Annotated in this window: 20 protein-coding genes; 10 read left to right on the top strand and 10 right to left on the bottom strand. The window is 60.8% G+C overall.

The window, feature by feature from the left end; all coding sequences use genetic code 11:
* Nucleotides 1-9 precede the first annotated feature (9 nt).
* On the bottom strand, nucleotides 10-1,356 hold the full coding sequence (locus AB5I84_RS08435; RefSeq protein WP_369455413.1) for an ABC1 kinase family protein: 1,347 nt from the start codon (nucleotides 1,354-1,356) through the stop codon (nucleotides 10-12).
* A 204-nt stretch (nucleotides 1,357-1,560) separates the two neighbouring features.
* On the opposite strand from AB5I84_RS08435, the gene AB5I84_RS08440 reads away from it, so the two are divergent.
* The 4 genes from AB5I84_RS08440 (at nucleotide 1,561) to AB5I84_RS08455 (ending at nucleotide 8,375) form a co-directional block, all read left to right on the top strand.
* Complete coding sequence (locus tag AB5I84_RS08440) at nucleotides 1,561-2,583, top strand: hypothetical protein (protein WP_369455414.1); 1,023 nt, start codon at nucleotides 1,561-1,563, stop codon at nucleotides 2,581-2,583.
* 70 nt (nucleotides 2,584-2,653) lie between these two features.
* Nucleotides 2,654-3,670: a putative solute-binding protein gene (locus AB5I84_RS08445; protein ID WP_369455415.1), complete on the top strand. Its 1,017-nt coding sequence runs from the start codon at nucleotides 2,654-2,656 to the stop codon at nucleotides 3,668-3,670.
* 186 nt (nucleotides 3,671-3,856) lie between these two features.
* Nucleotides 3,857-6,022, top strand: coding sequence for a TRAP transporter large permease subunit (locus tag AB5I84_RS08450; protein ID WP_369455416.1), 2,166 nt, complete (start codon nucleotides 3,857-3,859; stop codon nucleotides 6,020-6,022).
* 196 nt (nucleotides 6,023-6,218) lie between these two features.
* Entirely contained in the window at nucleotides 6,219-8,375 is a 2,157-nt protein-coding gene (locus tag AB5I84_RS08455; RefSeq protein ID WP_369455417.1) for a TRAP transporter large permease subunit, read from the top strand.
* On the opposite strand, the gene AB5I84_RS08460 is transcribed toward AB5I84_RS08455, so the two are convergent.
* The 3 genes from AB5I84_RS08460 to AB5I84_RS08470 are packed head-to-tail and all read right to left on the bottom strand — an operon-like array spanning nucleotide 8,359 to nucleotide 9,667.
* Nucleotides 8,359-8,883, bottom strand: a complete 525-nt coding sequence (locus AB5I84_RS08460) for a GNAT family N-acetyltransferase (RefSeq protein ID WP_369455418.1) — start codon at nucleotides 8,881-8,883, stop codon at nucleotides 8,359-8,361. The two genes, AB5I84_RS08455 and AB5I84_RS08460, sit on opposite strands and share 17 nt — an antisense overlap.
* Complete coding sequence (locus AB5I84_RS08465) at nucleotides 8,880-9,347, bottom strand: HIT family protein (RefSeq protein WP_369455419.1); 468 nt, start codon at nucleotides 9,345-9,347, stop codon at nucleotides 8,880-8,882. The genes AB5I84_RS08460 and AB5I84_RS08465 overlap by 4 nt, the downstream gene beginning before the upstream one ends.
* Nucleotides 9,344-9,667 (bottom strand): hypothetical protein, encoded by a 324-nt coding sequence (locus tag AB5I84_RS08470; protein WP_369455420.1) that lies wholly within the window; start codon nucleotides 9,665-9,667, stop codon nucleotides 9,344-9,346. Before AB5I84_RS08470 ends, AB5I84_RS08465 begins: the two co-directional genes overlap by 4 nt.
* A 191-nt stretch (nucleotides 9,668-9,858) precedes the next feature.
* On the opposite strand from AB5I84_RS08470, the gene AB5I84_RS08475 reads away from it, so the two are divergent.
* Complete coding sequence (locus AB5I84_RS08475; protein WP_369455421.1) at nucleotides 9,859-11,916, top strand: TonB-dependent receptor domain-containing protein; 2,058 nt, start codon at nucleotides 9,859-9,861, stop codon at nucleotides 11,914-11,916.
* Nucleotides 11,917-12,013: 97 nt separating this feature from the next.
* Here AB5I84_RS08475 and AB5I84_RS08480 read toward each other — a convergent pair whose 3' ends face one another.
* From AB5I84_RS08480 to rnd, 3 genes are read right to left on the bottom strand one after another with little or no spacing between them, the layout of a single operon-like run.
* A complete protein-coding gene (locus AB5I84_RS08480) occupies nucleotides 12,014-12,463 on the bottom strand; it encodes a YcgN family cysteine cluster protein (RefSeq protein WP_369455422.1) in 450 nt (149 codons plus the stop codon).
* Complete coding sequence (locus tag AB5I84_RS08485) at nucleotides 12,444-12,737, bottom strand: YcgL domain-containing protein (RefSeq protein ID WP_369455423.1); 294 nt, start codon at nucleotides 12,735-12,737, stop codon at nucleotides 12,444-12,446. Before AB5I84_RS08485 ends, AB5I84_RS08480 begins: the two co-directional genes overlap by 20 nt.
* Nucleotides 12,734-13,816: a ribonuclease D gene (gene rnd, locus AB5I84_RS08490; RefSeq protein ID WP_369455424.1), complete on the bottom strand. Its 1,083-nt coding sequence runs from the start codon at nucleotides 13,814-13,816 to the stop codon at nucleotides 12,734-12,736. The genes AB5I84_RS08485 and rnd overlap by 4 nt, the downstream gene beginning before the upstream one ends.
* 128 nt (nucleotides 13,817-13,944) lie before the next feature.
* Between rnd and AB5I84_RS08495 the strand changes: the two genes are divergently transcribed.
* The 4 genes from AB5I84_RS08495 (at nucleotide 13,945) to AB5I84_RS08510 (ending at nucleotide 17,845) form a co-directional block, all read left to right on the top strand.
* The gene (locus AB5I84_RS08495) at nucleotides 13,945-15,021 is read left to right on the top strand and encodes an SMP-30/gluconolactonase/LRE family protein (RefSeq protein ID WP_369455425.1); all 1,077 of its coding nucleotides are present in this window, start codon (nucleotides 13,945-13,947) and stop codon (nucleotides 15,019-15,021) included.
* Nucleotides 15,022-15,090: 69 nt separating this feature from the next.
* Nucleotides 15,091-15,843, top strand: a complete 753-nt coding sequence (gene gpmA / locus AB5I84_RS08500; RefSeq protein ID WP_369455426.1) for a 2,3-diphosphoglycerate-dependent phosphoglycerate mutase — start codon at nucleotides 15,091-15,093, stop codon at nucleotides 15,841-15,843.
* Between the two features lie 149 nt (nucleotides 15,844-15,992).
* A complete protein-coding gene (locus tag AB5I84_RS08505; RefSeq protein WP_369455427.1) occupies nucleotides 15,993-17,006 on the top strand; it encodes a putative solute-binding protein in 1,014 nt (337 codons plus the stop codon).
* A gap of 149 nt (nucleotides 17,007-17,155) precedes the next feature.
* Nucleotides 17,156-17,845: a hypothetical protein gene (locus AB5I84_RS08510; protein WP_369455428.1), complete on the top strand. Its 690-nt coding sequence runs from the start codon at nucleotides 17,156-17,158 to the stop codon at nucleotides 17,843-17,845.
* Between the two features lie 229 nt (nucleotides 17,846-18,074).
* On the opposite strand, the gene tusA is transcribed toward AB5I84_RS08510, so the two are convergent.
* From tusA to AB5I84_RS08525, 3 genes are read right to left on the bottom strand one after another with little or no spacing between them, the layout of a single operon-like run.
* Complete coding sequence (gene tusA / locus AB5I84_RS08515; RefSeq protein ID WP_369455429.1) at nucleotides 18,075-18,326, bottom strand: sulfurtransferase TusA; 252 nt, start codon at nucleotides 18,324-18,326, stop codon at nucleotides 18,075-18,077.
* 39 nt (nucleotides 18,327-18,365) lie between these two features.
* Nucleotides 18,366-19,256 (bottom strand): formyltetrahydrofolate deformylase, encoded by an 891-nt coding sequence (gene purU / locus AB5I84_RS08520; RefSeq protein ID WP_439650196.1) that lies wholly within the window; start codon nucleotides 19,254-19,256, stop codon nucleotides 18,366-18,368.
* Nucleotides 19,246-20,259 (bottom strand): AraC family transcriptional regulator, encoded by a 1,014-nt coding sequence (locus tag AB5I84_RS08525; protein ID WP_369455430.1) that lies wholly within the window; start codon nucleotides 20,257-20,259, stop codon nucleotides 19,246-19,248. The genes purU and AB5I84_RS08525 overlap by 11 nt, the downstream gene beginning before the upstream one ends.
* Before the next feature lie 219 nt (nucleotides 20,260-20,478).
* On the opposite strand from AB5I84_RS08525, the gene AB5I84_RS08530 reads away from it, so the two are divergent.
* Entirely contained in the window at nucleotides 20,479-21,606 is a 1,128-nt protein-coding gene (locus AB5I84_RS08530) for an acyl-CoA dehydrogenase family protein (RefSeq protein WP_369455431.1), read from the top strand.
* Nucleotides 21,607-21,698: the final 92 nt, after the last annotated feature.

A 21,698-nucleotide genomic window follows, 5' to 3' on the forward strand; every position in this document is an offset into this window, starting at 1 on the left:
CCCGCCTCCTCAGTGGAGGCGGTCCAGCGTACCCCACACATCCAGGCGCGCGTCGCCGAACAGATCCATCTCCGGCGCCAGCACCTGAATGTATCGGTCGAAATACAGGAACTGCTTGAGCAGCAGCGCAAACTCACGCGGGAAGCGGATGCCGTGCTGCTCGCCAATGCGCACCAGATCCATCAGCACCTTGTTCACCTCGCGGTCATTGCGGCCGCCTTCCAGCACTGCGGCCGGATCCAGGTGCGTTAAACGCGACTGGAACGCGTCGATGTCACGGGCCAACGCCGCCACATCCACTTTCTCGCGGGTCATGCCGATACTGGCCATGGCTTCCGCCGTCTGCTGCGAATCACCTTGGCTGATGCCCTCGAACAACTGCGACATCGCCTGCCACACTTCCGGCCGCATGTGCCCGACAATACCGAAATCGATGAAGCCGACGCGGCCGTCTTCCAGCAGCATCAGGTTGCCGGCGTGCACATCGGCATGAAAGAAATCGCACAGCATTAACGACGAGAACCAAGTATTAAGCGCAATCACCAGCGTGCCGGTCGGATCATCGGTGTGCGCTTTGAGCACTTCCAGATCAGTCAGCGGCACACCGTGAAAGCGCTCCATGGTCAGCACCCGGCGCGCGCTGAACTCACGATAGGGCTTCGGCGCCACGGCACGGTCATTACCGGTGGCGGCGAGGAATTCGTTGAAACGCTCCAGGTTGTCAGCTTCCTTATGGAAGTCGCACTCTTCCAACATCGCCGACTGCAACTCATCGATGACGCCAGCGATGGCTGTGCGTGACAGCCCCGGCGTGATCAGCTCCACCACCCGCGCGGCCATATAAAGGAAGTTGAAGTCGGTCACCAGCACATGCTCGACACCGGGCTTCTGCACCTTGATCACTACGTCTTCGCCGCTGTGTAGTCGCGCCGCGTGCACCTGGGCAATGGACGCCGATGCCAGCGGTTGCGTATCAACCCAGGCGTACAGCGATTCCAGCGAACGTCCCAATTCCGACTCGATGGTGCGGCGAATAACGGGGAACGGCAGCACCGGGGTCCGGTCCAGGCATTTCTGGAACTCTTCCACATAATCTGCGGGAAACAGCGACGGCGAGCTGGCGATCAACTGCCCGAGTTTGATGTAGGTGGTGCCGAGCGATTCGAATGTCTCGCGCAGCAACACCGGCGTCGGCGGTCGCCGGCCGGACAACCAGCCGGCACCGGTGCGGGCCAGCACATTGAGCGTTTGCATGACCCTCAAGCCGCCACGCACGGTATCTCCAGCCAATCCGATACCGCTACGGCGGCGGGAGATGCGTACACGGGGGAGTCCATTGCCGGTATATTTCGACATTCTTGAAGCCGTCCTGAAGGTGAGCTGCACGATGATACTGGGACGGGCTTGCACCCGTCGCAATGAACATTAATCAGTCGCTACCGGATTTGTAATCGCTGCCCTGCTTTTTGTAATCGACGCTTGTGCCAATTTTCGCCCTTGGGTAGTGTTCGACGAGTTTCGCTCCAGGGGCGGAATAACAATAATTTCAAGGAGATCACGATGACGTTTTCCGTTCGGTTGCGCGCGCTGTTCCGCGCATCCCTTCTCGGCGCCGGTGTGGCTGCCGTATCCGGGTGTGGCATGGTCTACAAGACCACCGGTGATGTACTGGTCAGTTACGGCAGCAAAGAAATGGTGCCCTACCTGATGAGCTACAGCGACACCGGCATGGTCTGCGCCACTGGCGAATCACTCACCCCGCTGCTGCTATCATTCGAATCCGTGGGCTCCCATCCTGACAAACTCGCCACTCTGGTCTACACCACTGCCGCTATCTGCACCGAAGAGCGCGCGCTGGAAGAAGAGTTGCGCTACATGCGCGCCATGAAGGAAGGCCGCGTCGCCGAAGCCCAAGATGCCCGCGCACGCCAGAAAGAACTGGCTGAAGTCAGCGCCCGCCGCATGCAGGAAGCTTACAACCGCGCCGTCGGCCAATACGGCGAAGCTGACAACGGCAGCTGCCCGCGTCTGCGCAAAGACTTTGACGAACTGGTGTACATGATCGGCATGGTTGCCGGCGTACAGTCGCTGCTGGCCGATGCCACCGCTGACACCGCCGTCGGCGTACCGCGTGATGTGGCCGCCAAAGCCGAGCGCGCCATGTCCTGTCTCGACAACGAGAAATGGTGGGGCGCACCGATGGGCCTGCGTGCCGCGCTCTGGAACATCCTGCCGATGCTGAAGCCGGACAACGGCGACACCTGGGCTGAGCTGGACCGCTCCACCCGCCTCGGCTTTGAAGCCGGCGTACGTCTGCCGAGCGCGCTGGCCACCATCTCTGCCTATAGCACCGGCGACACCGACCGCGTGCGTAAGGCAATTCGTGATTTCGCCAATAACGATCAGGACCTCAACCCTGACTACGCGCTGATCGATGCCATTGCGTTCCAACTGGTCAAAGGCATTTCCGATCGCATGTGGACCGAAGCCACCGGCAAGCGCACGCCGTTCGGTGGCCTCGGCACCTTCTGGGACGAAACGCCGAAACAGAACAACAGCTTTAACATCGACGATCTTTTGTAATTTTTTACCGGGTGGAGCCGGCAGCCCCCACTGCCGGCTCGTTTGAATGCAGTACACGGAGACTCCCCCCATGCGCTACAACAAAACCGTCCTCGCCGTTGCTTCGTCCTTGCTGCTGGCTGTCAGCGGCTCCGCCGTTGCCAACGAGAAGCGCACCATGTGCGTGTTCGACATCATCGGCACCTCCGGCGACATCTATAACATCATGAAAGACTACCGCACCGCGGCGCTCGATCATGGTTATGACCTGACTTTGAAGGCTTACACCGACGAGAACATCGCCGCTGAAGACCTGAAAGCGGGCCAGTGCGACGCCGCCGCCATCACCGGCCTGCGCGGTCGCCAGTTCAATAACTACACCGGCAGCCTCGATTCCATCGGCGCGGTGCCCAGCTACGACGCCATGCGCGCCATCATCCAAGTGATCGGCAGCAACAACGAGCGCATCGTGCCGCACCTGAAATCCGGCAACTTCCAGGTCATGGGCGTGGCGCCGATGGGCGCGGCCTACCTGTTCGTGAAAGACAAAAGCATCAACAACGTCAACGCCCTCGCCGGCAAATCGATTTCGGTGATGGAGTACGACGAAGCCCAAGCCAAGATGGCCGCCAGCGTCGGTATGTCGCCGGTGATGTCTGATATCACCAACTTCTCCGGCCGCTTCAACAACGGCAGCGTGGATATTTCCTTCGCACCGGTGATGGCCTACAGCGCGCTGGAGCTCTACAAAGGCATGGAGCCGAACGGCGGTATCGTGCAGTACGTGCTGGGCCAGCTCACCACTCAGGTCATTGGCCGACAAGACAAGTTCAACGATGACTTTGCTGCATGGTCGCGTCAGTACTTCTCCTCTACGGTGTTCGATCGTGCCATGCGTGTGATCAACAACTCCTACAGCGAGATTGACAAGAAATGGTGGATCCCGGTTTCTGAGGGTGATGCCGAGCGCTACGACGAAATGATGCGCGACGCCCGGATCGAATTGACCCGCGCCGGCGTTTACAACAAGGACATGATGTCCCTGCTGCGCAACATCCGCTGTCGCATGGATGCGTCCCGTGCTGAGTGTTCTGACCAGCGCGAGTGATGCCAACCGAGTTGTGATCAAAGCGGAGCCTGTCCGGGCTCCGCTTTTCGCATGCCAGCACGTTCAACCGTTCGTTAGAAAGGTCCGTAGCAGGGTTTCGACCACTTTCACCCTGCTTACGTTGCGATTGGTCATTTTGCTCCGCGGCCTTTTTGGCGGGCATCTACAAGAATAACTGGGTGAACCATGCAAACGTCCTCGCGCCACACGTTTCTCAACCGCTCTCCCGGTGAGTGGCTGTCTTCGCTGCCCACCATCCTGATCCTATTACTCACCATCTTTTTATCCTCCGGTGAAATCATCCACTCGCAGTTACTGAAAGTGGGCGAATCCACCTGGGAAGAATATTTCCTGCTGCGTTCCGCCTCGGTGGAACCCACCTGTGAACGCGACCGCGATCTCGATCTAGAGGTCGAGCGCACGGTGCAGCAACGCGAAGCTGAAGCCGCAGATGACCCGCTCGCCGGGCTGCTCGGCGCCAGCATTGACCGCGATGCGATCCGCAAATCGCTGGAGCGCTCGGTAGCAGTGTGTCAGGACCGCTGGGCCCGCTATGAGCGCGTGGCCGCACGCCAGACGCCGGGTGTACAGGCGTTTGCTGCAGTGGAAACCACCGTCGCCATGGCCGTCACCGAGCTGGGCGGCTATAAGCGCCTGTTGCTGTGCCTGCTGTTGCTGATCTGTGCTGCCACCACCACCCTTACTCGCCACCATATTTCCCTGCGCGGGATCCGCACCGTCAACGACTTCCGCATGTCGAGCATGGTGCAGTTGGCAGCCAACCTGCTGCTGACATTCTCAGCCGTGGTCTATCGCCAGCAGGAAGTGCATGCGGCCGCTCAAGGCATCCAGATCAGCCACTTCTACCTGCACGCGTTTTGGATTGCCGGCTTCAGCTTCCTGGCGCTGTGCAACCTGATGCAGTTGATCCGCCCAGCACCGAATGATCTGCAACCCGGCGGCAGCTGGGCCAAAGGCCTGCTGACGGTGCCGCTGTACAGCTACATGTGCTTGAGCGCAGGCATCCAGTTCATCATCGGTGGTTACTACCACGGCATGAGCGTGTACCTCGGCATGATGATGGAACTGTCCAACATGTTCCTGAACCTGGCCCTGTACATCTGGATCGGCATGATGCTGAAGCAGACGCGCATGGCGCAGCTGGTGTTCAACGTGTTCCGCCCGTGGAAGATGTCCCCGGAACTGCTGTGCTTCGTGGTGTTGCTGGTGACCGCGGTACCGACCGCCTACACCGGCGCTTCCGGCATCTTCGTGATCGCCGCCGGTGCGGTGATTTATAACGAACTGATCCGCTCTGGCACCCGCCCGCAGCTGGCACTGGCCACCACCGCCATGTCCGGCTCCATGGGCGTGGTACTGCGTCCGTGTCTGTTGGTCGTGATCATCGCCGCACTGAACAACTCGGTGACCACCAACGAGCTGTTTGGCTCAGGTATCAAGCTGTTCTTCCTGACCGCGTTCTTGTTCTTCATCTTCTCCCAGTTCGCCCGTCGCGAGCCGGCTCGCATTGCCCCGTTCAGCGAAGCGGTGCCGCAATCGGCGCGCCTGCTGCTGCCGCTGGTGCCCTACGCCATTGTGATCGCCAGCGTGGTGCTGTTCTTCCGCTTCGTGCTGGACCGCCGCCTGGATGAGTTCTCGGCGCCGATCATTCTGCCGGTGGTACTGCTGGCGGTGCTGATCTACGAATACCTGCTGCTCGGCAAAAACAAGCGCGAGAAAAACCGCATTGAAGCCGAAGCCGATGGCCACCACCGCCCGCGCAATTTGGAGCACGCGCTGCGTACGGCGACCAACGAAACCACCGCCCACATCGGTGCGCTGCTGATGCTGATGGCGCTGTCGGTCAGCGTCGGCGGCGTGGTGGAGCGCTCCGGCATCATGGAAGCATTGCCGGCCACCTTCTCCTCGGTGTGGGTGACGATGGGCATCCTAGTCATCGTGCTGGTGTCGATCGGCATGTTCATGGACCCCTACGGCGCGGTGATTCTGGTGAACGCCACCATTGCCCAGGTCGCCTTCAACAATGGCATTGCCCCGCTCCACTTCTGGATGATGGCGTTGATTTCGTTCGAGCTGGGCTACCTGTCACCACCGGTGGCGCTCAACCATCTGCTCACCAGGCAGGTGGTCGGCGACGACGAAGTCGCCAGAGCGGCGCTGACGGAAGGCACGTTCTGGCAACGTTACGAGAAGTTCACCTTGCCGGTGGCGGTGATGTTCACGGCGCTAATGCTGGTGGCCTTCGCACCGCTGGCGTCCGATTCGCTGCACGATTGGCTGTTCCAAAAGCAAGCCGCCAGTGCCAACCAAGTGATGATGTCTCTCGACTGATCACGCTGCTGCACTGCAAAACGGGCCTTCGGGCCCGTTTTGCGTTTCTGCTGTCCGCCTTGGCAACCCTGCACATTTCGAAAAGCACCTTTTCGGCCCCTTTGATCGGTAGGTCAAGACTTCCAGCAGCGCTACACTGGTGGCCGGCTGCCGCCTTGTCACTGCGCAGCCCATAACAACAAACAGGGATGATTTCATGGCTGACTCCTCCACCTTCCGGGTGGCCAACCGCACCGTTGCCGAATGGCTTTCCTCGTTCCCCTCCATGCTGATCCTGCTGCTGGCGATTTTCCTGGCCTCCGGCGAGATCATCCATTCACAGCTACTGAAGGTCGGCGAGCGCACCTGGGAAGAGTATTTCCTGCTGCGCGCCACCCAGTCGGAACCGGTGTGCGAGCGCGACCGTGATCTGGAAACAGAGGTGGCGCGCACCGTGCAGGAGCGCCTGCGCAACGCCGAGCATGACCCGCTCGCCGCCATGCTCGGTGTCGATGTAGACGAACAGGCCATCCGCCGTTCGCTGGAACGCTCCCAAGAGGTGTGCCGCGGCCGCTGGGACACCTACGAGCGGGTGCAGGCGCGCATCACCCCGGGCGTAAAGGCGTTCCGCACGCTGGAGGCTGGCATCGCCTTCGGGGTTACCGAGCTGGGCAGCTACAAACGCTTGCTGCTGTGTCTGCTGCTGTTGATCTGCGCTGCCACCACTACCCTCGCCCGCCATCACATCAGCTTGCGCCCGGTGCGTACGTTGAAGGACCACTACGTGTCCACCGGCGCCCAGCTGTTGGCCAACAGCATGCTGACGCTGTCGGCATTCGTGTACCGCCAACAGGAACTGATCGCACAGGCAGACGGCATTCAGATCAATCACTTCTACCTGCATGCGTTTTGGATTGCTGGATTCGGCTTCCTCGCGCTGTGCAATCTATGGCAACTGGCGCGGCCGCCGCAGACATTGGAGCGCGGCGGTTCCACCGGCAAAGCGCTGCTCACCATTCCGCTGTACAGCTTCATGTGCCTCAGCGCCGGCAGCCAGTTCATGATCGGCGGCTATTACCACGGCATCAGCGTCTACCTCGGCATGATGATGGAAATGTCGAACATGTTCCTGAATCTGGCGCTGTACATTTGGATCGGCATGATGCTCAAGCAGACCCGCTTGGCACACCTGGTGTTCGACCTGTTCCGCCCCTGGAAAATGTCTCCGGAACTGCTGTGCTTCGTGGTACTCATCGTCACCGCGGTACCCACCGCCTACACCGGCGCCTCTGGTATTTTCGTGATCGCTGCCGGTGCCGTAATCTACAGCGAGCTGATCCGCGCCGGCGCGCGGCCGCAGATGGCGCTGGCCACCACCGCCATGTCCGGCTCCATGGGCGTGGTGCTGCGCCCTTGCCTCTTGGTGGTGATCATCGCTGCGCTCAATAACTCGGTGACTACTTCCGAGCTGTACGGCTCCGGGATCAAACTGTTCATCCTAACCGCCTGCTTGTTCTTCCTGTTCTCGCAGTTCGCGCGGCGGGAGCCGGCCCGCATCGCACCCTTTGCCGAGGCGCTCCCGCAAAGCCTGAAGCGGATGCTGCCGCTGTTGCCCTACGTCCTGCTGATTGCCGCCGTGGTGCTGTTCTTCAAGCACGTGCTTGATCGCCGTCTGGATGAATTCTCGGCACCGATCATCCTGCCCATCGTGATGTTGGCCATCTTGCTGTACGAGTTCCTGCTGACGCCGAAAAACAAACGCCTCCAGCACCGACTGGAAGCGGAGCAGGAAGGCCATCTGCGCGCCGGCAGCTTCGAGCAATCGGTGCGCTTTGCCACCAATGAAACCACTGCCCATATCGGTGCATTGCTGATGTTGATGGCGTTGTCGGTGAGTGTCGGCGGCATCATCGAGCGCAGTGGCCTGATGGAAGCACTGCCGACGCAGATGCCGTCGGTGTGGGTGACCATGGCGGTGCTGGTAGTGATCATGGTCGGTATCGGCATGATCATGGATCCCTATGGCGCGGTCATTCTGGTCAACGCCACCATTGCCCAGATCGCCTTCAGCAACGGCATTGCACCGCTGCACTTCTGGATGATGGCGCTGATTTCTTTTGAGCTGGGTTACCTAACGCCGCCGGTGGCACTTAACCACCTGCTGACCCGCCAAGTGGTGGGTGATGAAGAAGTCGAGCGCGCCAAGATCAGCAGCGGTCCGTTCTGGGTACGCTATGAAAAGTACCTGTTGCCGATCTCGGTACTGCTCACCGCGCTGCTGGTGGTGGCGTTCCTGCCACTGGCCTCAGACGGCCTGCATGATTGGCTGTTCCAGAAAGTGCAGTCCAGCTACAGCGTTATTCCGCTGGAGTAACCGGGCACTGCATCACGCAGCGCTCCTCGGGAGTGAGGCCTAACGCCCGCTCCCGGGCCATCACCTGCTGCAGCCGCGGCGGCCATTCCGCCGCCGCCCATTCCCGGAACCCAAAGCGCCGGTAAAACGGCGCATTCCACGGCACCTCGCGGAAGGTAGTCAGCGTCAGCCGCTGCACGCCGCTGGCTGCAGCATACTGCTGGGCCGCAGACAACAATGCCCGGCCCCGGCCGCGGCCTTGGTGTGGCAATGCCACATCCAACTCCCACACGTGCAAGTCGGTACCGAAGCGCTCCGCGGCGAGAAAACCCACCGGCTGACCTTGGTGCTCCACCACCCAGTGGGTACCGAGCGCCATCAAGCGTTGGTGCTGGTCGGCATCGTAGGGTTCGCCGTCGGCCAGCCAGCCGAGGCCGGGCAGCTGCGCAAAACGCTGCGCAGCACTGCACTCGATCTGTTGCAACAGCGGAATATCTGCCGCCACGCCGCGGCGCACCAATGCGTTCATGCAGAAGGGAAATGTTCGCGCAGCAGACCGGCCATGCGGTCCAGCCGTTCGCGGCGGGCACTGCGCCGTACCTGACCGAACAGCCGCGTCAGCCACGCCAGCGCCAACGCCGGCCGGTCACCCGGGCCCTCGCGGGGAATCACATGTAAATGCAGGTGGGGAACATGTTGGCCGGCGGCCGCGCCGTCGTTGATCAGCAGATTGTGGCCCTTTGGCGCGCTGCCGCCGGTGCTGTCCGCCACGGCGCGCTCGGCGCGAATCAGCCGCTGGGCCAGGTTCACCAAGTGCCCGAGCTGGGCGGCCGACAGCTCCTCCACCCGCGCCACATGCTGCTTGGGAATAATCAGCACATGCCCGGGGCGTACTGGATACAGATCCAGCATCACCAGCGCTTGGTCGTCCTCATGCACCACACTGGCCGCGGTGTCACCGGCCAAGATACGGCAGAACAGGCACTCACTCATCGACGACGACGGATGGCAAATTGCACCGTAGCCACCACTAGGCACAGTACCACCGCCGCCAACAGCGGAGCACCGGCACGCAGCGGGTTGGCTTCTTTCTGAATCAAGGCTTCAAACAGCGTGATGATCCACGCTGGCCCGAGGTTGTCGCTGTCAGCAGCCACCGGCCACGGCGTAAAGAGGATACCGACGAGGATGGCGATAAACGGATATTTGACCCATCGGTGCCAACGCTGGGCGACCAAGGTCATGACCACCAGTACCACGAAGGCTGCGCCGAGATAGGCCAGCCACGCCACCATGTATCCCTGTTCTGTCACCCGTTATTCCTCCTGTCTGCCACACCCTGGCCCTGATTGGTGCCGGTATGCCGGCCAAGATTATAGGCGCGCGGCCACAAATAGCGCATCTGTCAAAAATTCGTATTGATAATGATTATCAACTTAATTACTGTTCACACGCTTGGACCTGCGCACCTTGCGCACATTTTTGTTCGCGATGAGGACCTGTAATGCGACCCCTGTTTACCCCCCGCCTGCTGTGCGGCGCCATCGCATTGGCATCCAGCAGCTTGGCTCTGGCCCAGACCGCCACCAACACAGACGATGTTGTTGACCTAAAAACTGTCACCGTCATTTCTGCATCCGGCTTCGAACAGCACGTGGAAGATGCGCCTGCCAGCATCTCCGTGATTACCCGTGAAGAGCTGGAAAAGCAGTCCTATAAAGACGTCACCGATGCCCTGAAGAACGTACCCGGTGTGTATGTGACCGGCGGCAGCGCCTATCAGGATGTGTCGATGCGCGGCATGAGCTCCGCCTACACCCTATACTTGGTGGATGGCCGTCCAGTACAAGGCAGCGATGCGTTCAGCCCCAACGGCATGGACGGTGGCACCCAAGTTAACTTCCTGCCGCCGCTGTCGATGATCGAGCGCATCGAAGTGATCCGCGGTCCGATGTCGTCACTGTACGGCTCGGATGCCATGGGCGGCATCATCAACATCATCACCCGTCGCTCGCCGGCTGAGTGGGGCGGCACCCTGTCGATGGGCTATGACAAGCCCGGTCCCGCCAACCGCGTCAATGAAGACGGCTGGCAGACCAACGTCTATATGGCCGGGCCGGTGATTCAAGACCTGCTGTCACTCCAATTGACGGGGGCGTTGCAAGGTAACGATGAAAGCACCTTCATCGGCGGCCAAAAAAGCGGCTCCAGTGACCCGGAGTTCAAACGCCGTCAGCTTGGTCTGCGGCTGAACCTGACCCCGGATGAGGCGAACGATTTCTCCTTCGCCTACGACTTCACCCGCCAAGAGCGCACCCATAACCTCGGCGTCTCCAGCACCGTGGACAGCTACAACCGTGGCGACAAGGATGTATTCACCCTTGCCCACGCCGGTCGCTACAACAACGTGGTGACCGACTCGTACGTGAAGTATGAGGATTCGCAGAACCCTACCCGCGGCGGCCAGTACGCACGCGGTATCTTCTACAACACACTGATCGCCCACACCCACGCCAGCTACTTCATCGATAACCACACCGTGACCGCCGGGGTCGAGTACCGCAAAGAAGAGCTAGAAGACCGCGTCACCAACTACAACAACTTGCCGATCACACTGGACCGTTGGCAATACGCCGTGTTTGCCGAGGATGAGTGGCGCCTGACCGACCGCTTCGCATTGACCGGTGGCATGCGTTACAACCATGACGAGCAGTACGGCGGCCATGTCTCCCCGCGTCTCTACGCCGTATTTCACGCCACCGACCAGTGGACGCTGAAGGGCGGCGTATCCACCGGCTACAAAGCCCCTTCCCTGCGTGAATCGTCGGAAGACTTTGCCGGCACCACCGGTGGTCGCAATCTGGCTGCACCCGGCGCGGTGATTAAGGGCAATCCGGATCTGGAAGCGGAAAAGAGCATCAACTACGAAGCAGGCTTCGTCTTCAACGAACCGGCCTGGGGCTTGAACCTGAGCGCAATGCTGTTCCACACCCAGTTCAAGGACAAGATTCTCGAAGACCGCGTCTGCTCTTCCACCGAGCTGGACCCCAATGCCGACCAGAGCGATCCCAACACTTGGCTGTGTGACTACCAGGGCGTGAATTACTGGTTCGTGAGCGATCGTAAGAACGTGGACAAAGCGGAAATGCAGGGCGTGGAGGCCACCCTCGCCTACCAAGTAATTCCTGACGTACTGGTCAGCGCCAGCTACACCTTCACCGAGTCGGAGCAAAAGAGCGGCCCACAAAAAGGCAACCCGCTCAACAAAATGCCCCGTCATATGTTTAACGCGGGTGTTGAATGGCAAACCACCGACAATTTCAGTTTGTGGAGCCAGGTTAACCACCGTGGTCGCACCTCTGACTACCTGAGCCGCACCAGCATGTCGAACGGCACGCCGGGCTACAGCTTCGTTGATGTCGGCATGAACCTGCAGCTGAGCGAGCGCCTGCGCACCCGTGCCGGCGTTTACAACATCGGCAACCGCACCGTCACCAATAGCGACTATGACGTCGTGCTCGATGGCCGCCGCTACAATATCGGGTTGACGGTGGATTTCTGATTCGTCCGCCCAATAAAAAAGCCCCGCCATGCGGGGCTTTTTTATTGGCTGAGTATTTTATCCATCAACGACAAACCATCGGCGCTGGCCGCCACAGTTACCCTAACCAGCGCACCACATAGTCCTCATAGTCGTCTTCATGAACACTCTGCTCGCTGGTGACCTTGCCCTTCACCGAATAACCGGCTGCTTCCACTGAGGCCGGATCGCCGGTTAGCAACGGGTGCCAGTCCGGCAACCGCTGGCTACGCGCCAGCCGCCGGTAAGCGCAGGTGGCCGGCAACCAGTCTTGGCCAGCGATCTCTGGTGTCACCGCCACACAGCCCGGCACCTGGCGGAAGCGGTCGCCGTAATCACGGCAGCGGGCGCTACCGGCATCCAGCAACCGGCACGCCAACGAGGTGTAGTGCAATTGCTCGGTGTTGTCGTCTAGCAGCTTGATCACACAACAGCGGCCACAACCGTCACAAAGCGCTTCCCATTCCGGCGGCGTCAGCTCGGACAGCGCGAAGCGCTCCCAGAACCGCTCACGGAGCACGGAGGGCATGCCGTTGTGACAGGTAGAGGTCGTCGTCCGCCGGCGGCGGCAGTTGCAAGTACCAACCTTGGCCATTGAGTGCTTCGCGCACTTTCTCGGCGTCCACCCGCGCCAATGTACGGCCAGGTTTCATCATCAGGTCTAGCACCAGCTTGGGCGTGCCGAAACGCGCCAACAGCGCTTCCGGCACCACTTCCAGGCCCAGTTTTTTGTTCACGTACAGGTACATCTCGTCCTGCTTGCTGCTTTTGTAGATTGAGCACATCAACGGCATTGGGGTCATTCTGCGGCTACCTTCTGCAGTGCCTCCCCGACCCACTCTCGTCGCCAGCCGGTCAGGCGCGAGGGCAACTGGTCGGGATTGCGTGCCAGTGATTCCAGCCAGCGGCGGCGCACCAGCACATCGGTTTCAAGATCCAGTTTCTGTGCCATTTCTTCGGCGGCGGCGCGCAGGCGTTTTACCCGCGCCCGCTCTTCCGGCTCCGGGGGTCCCGGCAGCGCCGGGGGCGGCGTGTTGGCAGCGCTGTCGCGCAGCAGTGCCAGCAGTGTATGGCCATCGCGACGCACCACTGACGGGTGCACTCCCAATGGCTCCAATTGTGCCAGCGAAGTCGGTGCGCTCTGGCACAGTGCCAGCAGCACCGGGTCCTTGAGCAAGAAGCTGCGCGGCAAGTCGCGGCTGCGCGCTTCGCGATCGCGCCAGGCCGCCACCGCTTCCAGATGCGCCAGCGGCACGCCGGTGATTCCTCCGGCGCCCTTCACTTGTTTCCACGCGTCCGGCAGAGGGGTCGCCGAAGGCACTGCATCCAGCATCGCCTGGCATTCTTCTTGCCACCACGCCAGCCGGCGCAGATCAGACAGGCGCTCGGTCAGGCCTTCGGCCAGCTGTGGCAGCCATACCACGTCGTCACGGGCGTAATCGAGCTGGCGGATGCTGAGCGGCCGGCGCAGCCAATCGGTGCGGGTAGCGTCTTTGGGCAGCTCCACCTCGAAGGTGTCCGCCACCAATCGCTGATAGCTCAATTGCAGGCTAGCGCCACACAGCGCAGCAGCCACCTGGGTATCGCGGATTTCACATGGCAAGACGCCGGTGAATACCCGGATCGCCTCGAGATCTTCGGAGCAGCCGTGCATCACCAACGGGTGTTGGGTCAGCAGTTCGGTCAGCAGTGCATCACCTTTCAGCGCCGGCGCATCGATCAGATAGATGCGCCCGTCCACGTTCAGTTGCACCAGCGCCAGCTGCGGCCAAAAGGTGCGCTCGCGCATGAACTCGGTGTCCAGGTACAACGGCGCGGCCGCGGGCAGCTTGCCCAGATGCTGTGCCAGTTGCTCGCTGGTCTCGATCCACAGATAGGTCATGGGGTGCAATTCCGGTCGGTTGTCGACCGGGCATTATAGAGACCTGCGTGCGCCGACGCACTGGAGCCAAGCCAACAGGGTGCTACCATGGCGGTTTAGTCCATGCCCTGCCCGTTCGAGGAGCCCCGATGAGACTGCTGAAAATCCTGTTACTGCTGGTCGCACTGCTGGCCGCTGTCCTATTGTGGATGATGCGCCCCGGCGATCTGGACGCGGTCGGCTGGCAGGCGCCACCGGCCCAGCCATTGACCGGCGTACTGGCCGAAAACCAGCGCTTGGCCGATACCGCCCGTCTCGGTGACGGCGTGTTGGCCGGCCCGGAAGACGTGGTGGTAGACGCCGACGGCAACCTCTTCACCGGCACCGAGGACGGCCGCATCATGCGCATCGACCGTCAGGGCGATACCAGCACCTTCGCCCGCACCGGCGGCCGCCCACTGGGATTGGCCTTCGCCCCGGACGGCCAACTGATCGTGGCCGACGCCTACAAAGGTGTGCTGTCGGTGTCCGCTAACGGTTCGGTGCAGACGCTGCTGGCCGAGGTCGGTGGCGCGCCGCTGAACTTCGCTGACGATGTGGTGGTCGACCGTGACGGCATTATCTATATCAGCGATGCCTCTACCCGCTTCGGCCTCGCCGAATTCAAGACCGACCTGATGGTCGGCCGTCCCTACGGCCGCGTCCTGCGCTTCGACCCGGTCAATGGTGACGTCCAAGTGCTGATGGACGGGCTCTATTTCGCTAACGGGGTCACGCTGTCACCGGAGCAAGACTTTTTGCTGGTCAACGAAACCTACCGTTACCGGGTACTGCGCTACTGGCTACGTGGCGAACGAGCGGGCCAGCACGAGGTGTTCAGCGACAATCTGCCCGGCTTCCCCGACAACATTTCCACCCGCCCGAATGGCGATGGCTACTGGGTGGCGCTGCCAAGCCGCCGTAATGCGGTGCTGGACCAAGTCGGTCATCTGCCGTGGATGCGTAATTTGATCGCCAGGCTCCCGGCTGCGTTGCAGCCAGCAATCGAGCCATTTGCCCTAGTGGTGGCACTGGACAATGACGGCCGGCTGGTGGATGCACCGATGGACCCGCAGGGCCGCCAAGTGTCCGGCCTCACTTCGGTGGTGGAGTACGACGGCGCCCTGTATCTCGGTGCGCTGCATGGCAGCGCCATCGGGCGTTGGCGACTGTCGCCGGCGCCCTGAGGGCCGGCGACAGTGCGGTTGGCTTCTGCTACCCTACGCGCGCTTTTTTGACTGTCACAGGACTTCGCTATGACCACCAAACTGGTATTGGTCCGCCACGGCCAAAGCCAATGGAACCAAGAAAACCGCTTCACCGGCTGGAAGGACGTGGACCTGACCGAACAGGGCCGTGCCGAAGCCGCCCGCGCTGCGGAGCTGCTGAAGGACGCCGGCTTCGAGTTCGACGTCGCCTATACCTCGGTGCTCAAGCGCGCCATCCGCACGCTGTGGACCATCCTCGACGGCATGGATCAGATGTGGATCCCGGTCATCCGCAACTGGCGCCTGAACGAGCGCCACTACGGTGCCCTGCAGGGCCTGAACAAGGCCGAGACCGCCGCCGAATACGGCGACGAGCAGGTGCTGATCTGGCGTCGCAGCTACGACATCCCGCCGCCGGCACTGGAGCTGTCCGACGAGCGTTGGGCCGGTAACCAGCGCGTCTATCGTGACAACCTGACATCGGAACAGATCCCCCTGTCAGAAAGCCTGAAAGACACGGTGGCCCGCTTCGTGCCTTACTTCGAAGAAGAGATCGCGCCCAAGATCCGCGCCGGCAAGCAAGTGCTGATCGTTGCCCACGGCAACAGCCTGCGTTCGCTGGTCAAGCACCTGGACGGTATCTCCGACGAAGACATCCTCAAGCTCAACATTCCCACCGGCATCCCGTTGGTGTACGAGCTGGATGACAACCTGAAGCCGGTCCGCGACGCCTACTACTTGGGCGATGCTGACGCAGCAGAAGCCGCTGCCGCAGCGGTAGCCAATCAGGGCAAAGCCTGATGCCTCGGCGGGGTCACGTCCGTGGCCCCGCCCTTGCCACCACCCCGGTGGCACTTTCTCCCTTGCTGCCGGTCGATACAGACAACGCGGTGGCAGCGCCGCCGTCTTACACTGCACTGCAAAACAATAACGCTGATAAGGAATTCACCATGAACGCTGCGCGTTTCCTGTTGCTGTCTGCCGGCCTCGCGCTGGCCGCCCCATTGCTCTCCACCCCCGCCATCGCGGCACCAAAACTTAAAGTCTGCGTGTGGGACATCGCCGGCAACGCCGGGCCCGCCATGCAAGCCATGCGTGAATGGCAGCTGGAAGCGGTCAGCTGGGGCCTGGAAGTAGAACTGCTGCCGCACACCAACGAAGGCATTGCCGCCGAAGAACTGAAGTCCAACCAATGTGACGCCACGCTGATGACCGGCATCCGCGCGCGCCAGTTCAACAAGTACACCGGCAGCCTCGACTCCATTGGCAGCATCCCCGATGACGCCCATTTCCGCACCGCCATGCAGGTGCTGTCGCATCCGCAGTCTGCTGCACGCATGATCCAGGGGCCTTATACCGTCATGGGCGTCGCCCCGGCCGGTGCCGCTTACATCTTCGTTAACGACCGCAACATCAACACGCTGGCCAAGGCCGCTGGCAAGAAAGTAGCGGTGCTGGAGTACGACCCGACCCAAGCACAACTGGTGGCCCAGGTTGGCGCCACACCGGTGGCCTCCGACATCACCAACTTCTCCTCGCGCTTTAATAATGGCCAGGTCGACGTGATTGCCTCACCGTTGGTAGCCTACGGCGCGCTGGAGCTGTACCGCGGTTTGGCACCCAACGGCGCCATCATCAACTACCCGCTAATGCAGATCACGCTGCAGCTGGTCGGCCGCAGCGACAAGTTCTCACCGGAGATCGCGCAGAAATCACGCGAATACTTCTTCAACAACCTGGCCCGCATCCAGCAGCAGTTGTCGAAGGAAGCCGAACGCGTTGATCCAAAGTGGTTCCAGGACATTCCCGCTGCGGACAAGCAGGAATACGAGATCATGATGCAGGAAGCCCGCGTGCAACTGCGCAACACCGGGCACTACGATGCTGACATGATGAGCCTGCTGCACCGCATCCGCTGCCGCGTCGACGGCGCCCGCAGCGAATGCACTGACCCGGTGGAGTAAGCACGACGGCGCCGGGCAAGTGTCCGGCGCCGCTGCAGTAAAATTGTTCCTCCTTGCGGTGCCGCCCGGCGCCAGTGGTTGCAGCGCAACCGCGCTCAGGCTAGCTTGAAAAGGCCTGACGACAGACAGCTGCAGCAAGGAGGGTCATCATGCCCAATGTGCATACGAAAGCTTCTCAGGGTTCCCCGTCCCCGGCCAAAGTGGTGTCGCTCGACGAACGCCGCCAACGCCGCCAGCCTCAATCACCCCACTACCTGCGCCTGTCACCAGAACACGACGGCATCGAGATTCTCTACTCCAATCACCGGTTCCCAGACCAGCTCTTCTCACTGCGAGCGCTTGCGTGGGCGCTGAAAAGCGATGGGGAGGTGGTGGCGTTAGTGCCGTGGCTGACACAGCTCACCAGCGCCCCGGAACTGACCCGGCCTATGGAAGCTGAATGGGTCGGCTACCGGCTGCCAGACAGCGATTATTTCTTCACCGAGGCACCGGAACACAAGGTGCGCGAGCTGGAAGCGGCCCGCAGCGTATTCGGCGCTGACATCCACCAGCAGATCCCCGACACCATCGGCACTCACGCCGTGTTCTCCGAAGACAATCTGCACACCCTGCAATTGGCTGAGGTGGTGGCGTGGGAACTGGACGAGAGCGGCATCCACCCGATGATCGCAGATGAGGACCAAGTGACCCGCACGCCCATTCTGCCCCACGATCCGTGCTTGGTACGGGCAGACAGCGACCCGTCATTCCGCTACTTCTTCCAGCACGGGATTGCCAATCGCATCAAAGACCAGGACCCGGAGGCACTGGCAGCGGTGGCGATGCTCTGCAGCGAATAAACCAATCTGTTACAAAGACGCCAAGCGAATGATTTAAAAGGGTAAAAATGAAGTGATGGCAACCATAGCGGCTTGCTATGGTTGCCATCGTGTGAATGGCGCTTCTTCTTTGACCAAAGAGCTATTAGGATATGCGCATATCGCCTAACGGCTAATCTATTTCACCCGGCGCTCACCGCCACTTCTCAGCGCTCGAACTGACAGGATGTCACGACGAGCGCTTTTGTTTTCAGCCGCCTTTCTTGCGCACCCAATAACGGTATAGCGCGCCATCTTGGTCGCGATATTCCAGCGTATGGCCGAGGAATTGGCAGAACTTGGGAATATCCCGCTCGGTGGACGGATCTGTGGCCACCACCTCCAAGACCTCCCCCGGCGCCATGTCGCGCACCTTACTGTGCAGCAGCATCACCGGTTCCGGGCACAGTAAGCCGCGGGCGTCCAGTTGGTGGTCGGCAGCGGGTATCGAATCAGCACTCATCAGTCAACGCTCACCAAGCGGGCGCTGGCCCGCCGCAATTCATTTGACGAACACAATGGTCTTGTTGCCATGCACGATCACCCGGTCTTCCAAATGGCAGCGCACCGCACGCAGTAGCACTTCACGCTCCACATCCTGCCCGAGGCGCTTGAGGTCCTCAGCGCTATTGCGGTGAGACACCCGCGCCACGTTCTGCTCGATGATCGGCCCCTGGTCGAGATCTTCAGTGACGTAGTGGCTGGTGGCACCGATCAGCTTCACACCACGCTCCCAGGCCCGCTGGTACGGGTTGGCGCCGACAAAGGCCGGCAGGAACGAGTGGTGGATGTTGATGATGCGCTGCGGATAAGCAGCAACGAAATCCGGGCTCAGGATCTGCATGTAACGCGCCAACACCACCAAGTCGGCTTGGCCGTCGAGCAGCTCCAACGCTTTCTTTTCTGCCGCCGCTTTGTCGTCACCCTGCACCGGAATATGGTGGTACGGGATGCCGAAGCGCTCCACTTCACCACGCAGGTCATCATGGTTGCTGATCACCATCGGGATCACCGCCGGCAGATCGCCACGCATGGTGCGCCACAGCAGCTCCATCAATACGTGGTCATGACGCGACACCATTAACGCCATGCGCTTCTTCTCCGACGACGGCGTCAGGCTCCATTCCATGCGGTACTGCGCCGCAACGCGCTCCGAGAAAGTAGTGCGCAGGCTGTCCAAGTTCTGCTGCAGGCCCGGCAGTTGGAACTCCAGCCGCAGGAAGAAACGGCCGTCACGCAGGTCGGAGGTATGCTGATCGAAATCAGTGATGTTGGCGCCGTGGTGGTACAGGAAGGTACTCACCGCACTGATGATGCCCGGCTGGTCAGCGCAAGTGATCAGCAACCGTGCCACGTTTTCATCAGCGTGCACGGAACCCGGATTAATGTTCAAAGTGTTCTCTCCGATACACGGACGGCGTCTTGCCGGTCCATTTCTTGAATGCACGGTGGAATGAGCTGGCTTCGCTGAAGCCCATCAGCAAGGCGATCTCGTCAATCGACAACTCTGCTTTTGACAGGTAATACACGGACGCATCTTTGCGGATCGAATCCTTGATTTCCTGGTAGCTGGTATTGCCGTCTTTCAAACGCCGGCGCAAGGTTTGCGGCGTCATGTTGAGCTTCTCACAGATCTCGGAAAAATCCGGAAAACTGTTGCCGTATTCATTAGAAATAATGGTGCGAATCTGCGCTGGCAAGCCAACATTATGCACATTGTCGTCCATCAACTGAGCGAGCGAATCGCGCAGGAAGCGAGACAGCGACAACTGGTTCTGCACCAGCGGCAGCTCCAAGCATTCCGCCGCAAACACCATGCGGTTGTGCGGCTGGTCGAACTCCACCGGTGCGGTGAAGGTGGAACGGAATTCACCTTCTGGCGCATGGCGGGAAAAATCGAACTCCACCCGCTGGGCCTGCAGGCCCTTGCCCACCAGCCAACTCATGAAGCGCAGCGACAGGAACAGCCAAGCGTCCACAATCACTTCGCGGAAATCCAACCGCGGGCTGGCATCCACTTGCAGCCAAGCGTGCTCGCCCTGCTGTTCCAGACTCACCCGCACATCGAGATCAAACAGATCATAAAAGCGCGTGCCGCGCTCGATGGCATGGCCCAAGGTCGGGCAGTTGATCACCGCGTGGGCCATCATGCTGAACGTGCCTGGTTTGGACTTACGCCCCTGACCGAAGCCGAGGAATTCATCTTGGGTCTGGCGCATCACCTCCATCATCAGGCGGATAAACGCCGCCTGCTCGATGCGCGCCGCCGGATCATCCAACACCCGGCGCGGAATGTCGGCCGCTTCCAGCAACTGCGGGATCGAGGCACCGCCCCGGGCCGCAGCCTGCAGCACCCGGATCACCCGATCGATGGCAATGGTCTTCCGATTGATCATGCGTACGACAACCTTGCTCGGCCTGCGCCGCTTGCTGTTCCCCGATGGACTGCTATACAGCACCGCTGCACGGCAACAGCGCCGGCGCAGCGCGGCACATGATAATAAATGTCAGAGCCGTTGGCACTTTGCGCCATTGAGCCTGTTTCACCCTGTTTCCAATAATGGCTGGCAGGTCCTCCCGGGACGCCAAGCGCCCATAATCTAATGGAGCTCAGGATGAAGCGCACTCACTACCAACAAGAACATGACATCTTTCGCGACAGCTTCCGCCAGTTCTGTCAGCAGGAGGTCAAGCCGCACCAAGAGCGCTGGATCGAAGCCGGCATCGTTGATCGCGAAGTGTGGGAGAAAGCCGGCAGCCAGGGTTTCCTGGCACCGTTCGTCGAGGAAGAGTACGGCGGCCTCGGCCTCACTGACTTCCGCTATTCACAAATCATGATTGAGGAGCTGGCCCGTGCCGGCGCCTCCGGTTTTGCGCTCAGTCTGCACAACGACATTATTGCGCCCTACCTGCACAGCTACGGCACCGCCGAACAAAAAGCCCGCTTCCTGCCGGGTGTGGTGAGCGGCAAGACCATCCTTGCCATCGCCATGACCGAACCCGGCACCGGCTCTGATCTGCAAGCCATCAAAACCACGCTTGACGACCGCGGCGATCATTACGTGCTCAACGGCTCCAAGACGTTCATCTCTAACGGCATTCTCAGCGATCTGGTGATCGTTGCCGGCAAAGCGCCGGAAGGGATCACGTTGGTGCTGGTGGAGCGTGGCATGGAGGGCTTCAGCCGCGGCCGCAACCTGAAAAAAATGGGCATGAAAGCGCAGGACACCGCCGAGTTGTTCTTCGAAGACGTCAAGGTGCCGAAGCAAAATGTGCTCGGCCAGCCAGGCATGGGCTTTGCCTATCTGATGCAAAAGCTGGCCCAAGAGCGACTGGTGTGCGCGGTGGGCGCCGTGGCCGCCTCGTGGTTTGCGTTCGATGAAACCCTGCGCTATGTGCAAGAACGCACCGCGTTCGGGCGCCCGATTGGCAAATTCCAAAACACCCGCTTCAAGATGGCGGAGATGAAAACCGAGATCACCATCGGTCAGACCTTCGTCGACAGCCTGGCGGCAAAGCTAATGAACGGCGACATCACCCCGGACGAAGCTTGCATGGCCAAGTACTGGACCACTGACCTGCTCAACCGAGTGGTGGACGAAGGCGTGCAACTACACGGGGGCTACGGCTTTATGGATGAGTACCCGATCTGCCGCGCCTATCAGGATGCGCGCATTACGCGCATCTTCGCCGGCACCAACGAGATCATGAAGGAAGTGATCGGCCGCGCCATGGGCCTGTAAGCAATGACCGCCGGGCGCCCTGCCCGGCGGCCATGCCGCCGTCATTTTTAGCGCCCTTTTGTTGGCGATTCCCGTATCATTGACTGCCTTGT

The organism is Alcanivorax sp. REN37 (genome assembly GCF_041102775.1).
Classification (GTDB): domain Bacteria; phylum Pseudomonadota; class Gammaproteobacteria; order Pseudomonadales; family Alcanivoracaceae; genus Isoalcanivorax; species Isoalcanivorax beigongshangi.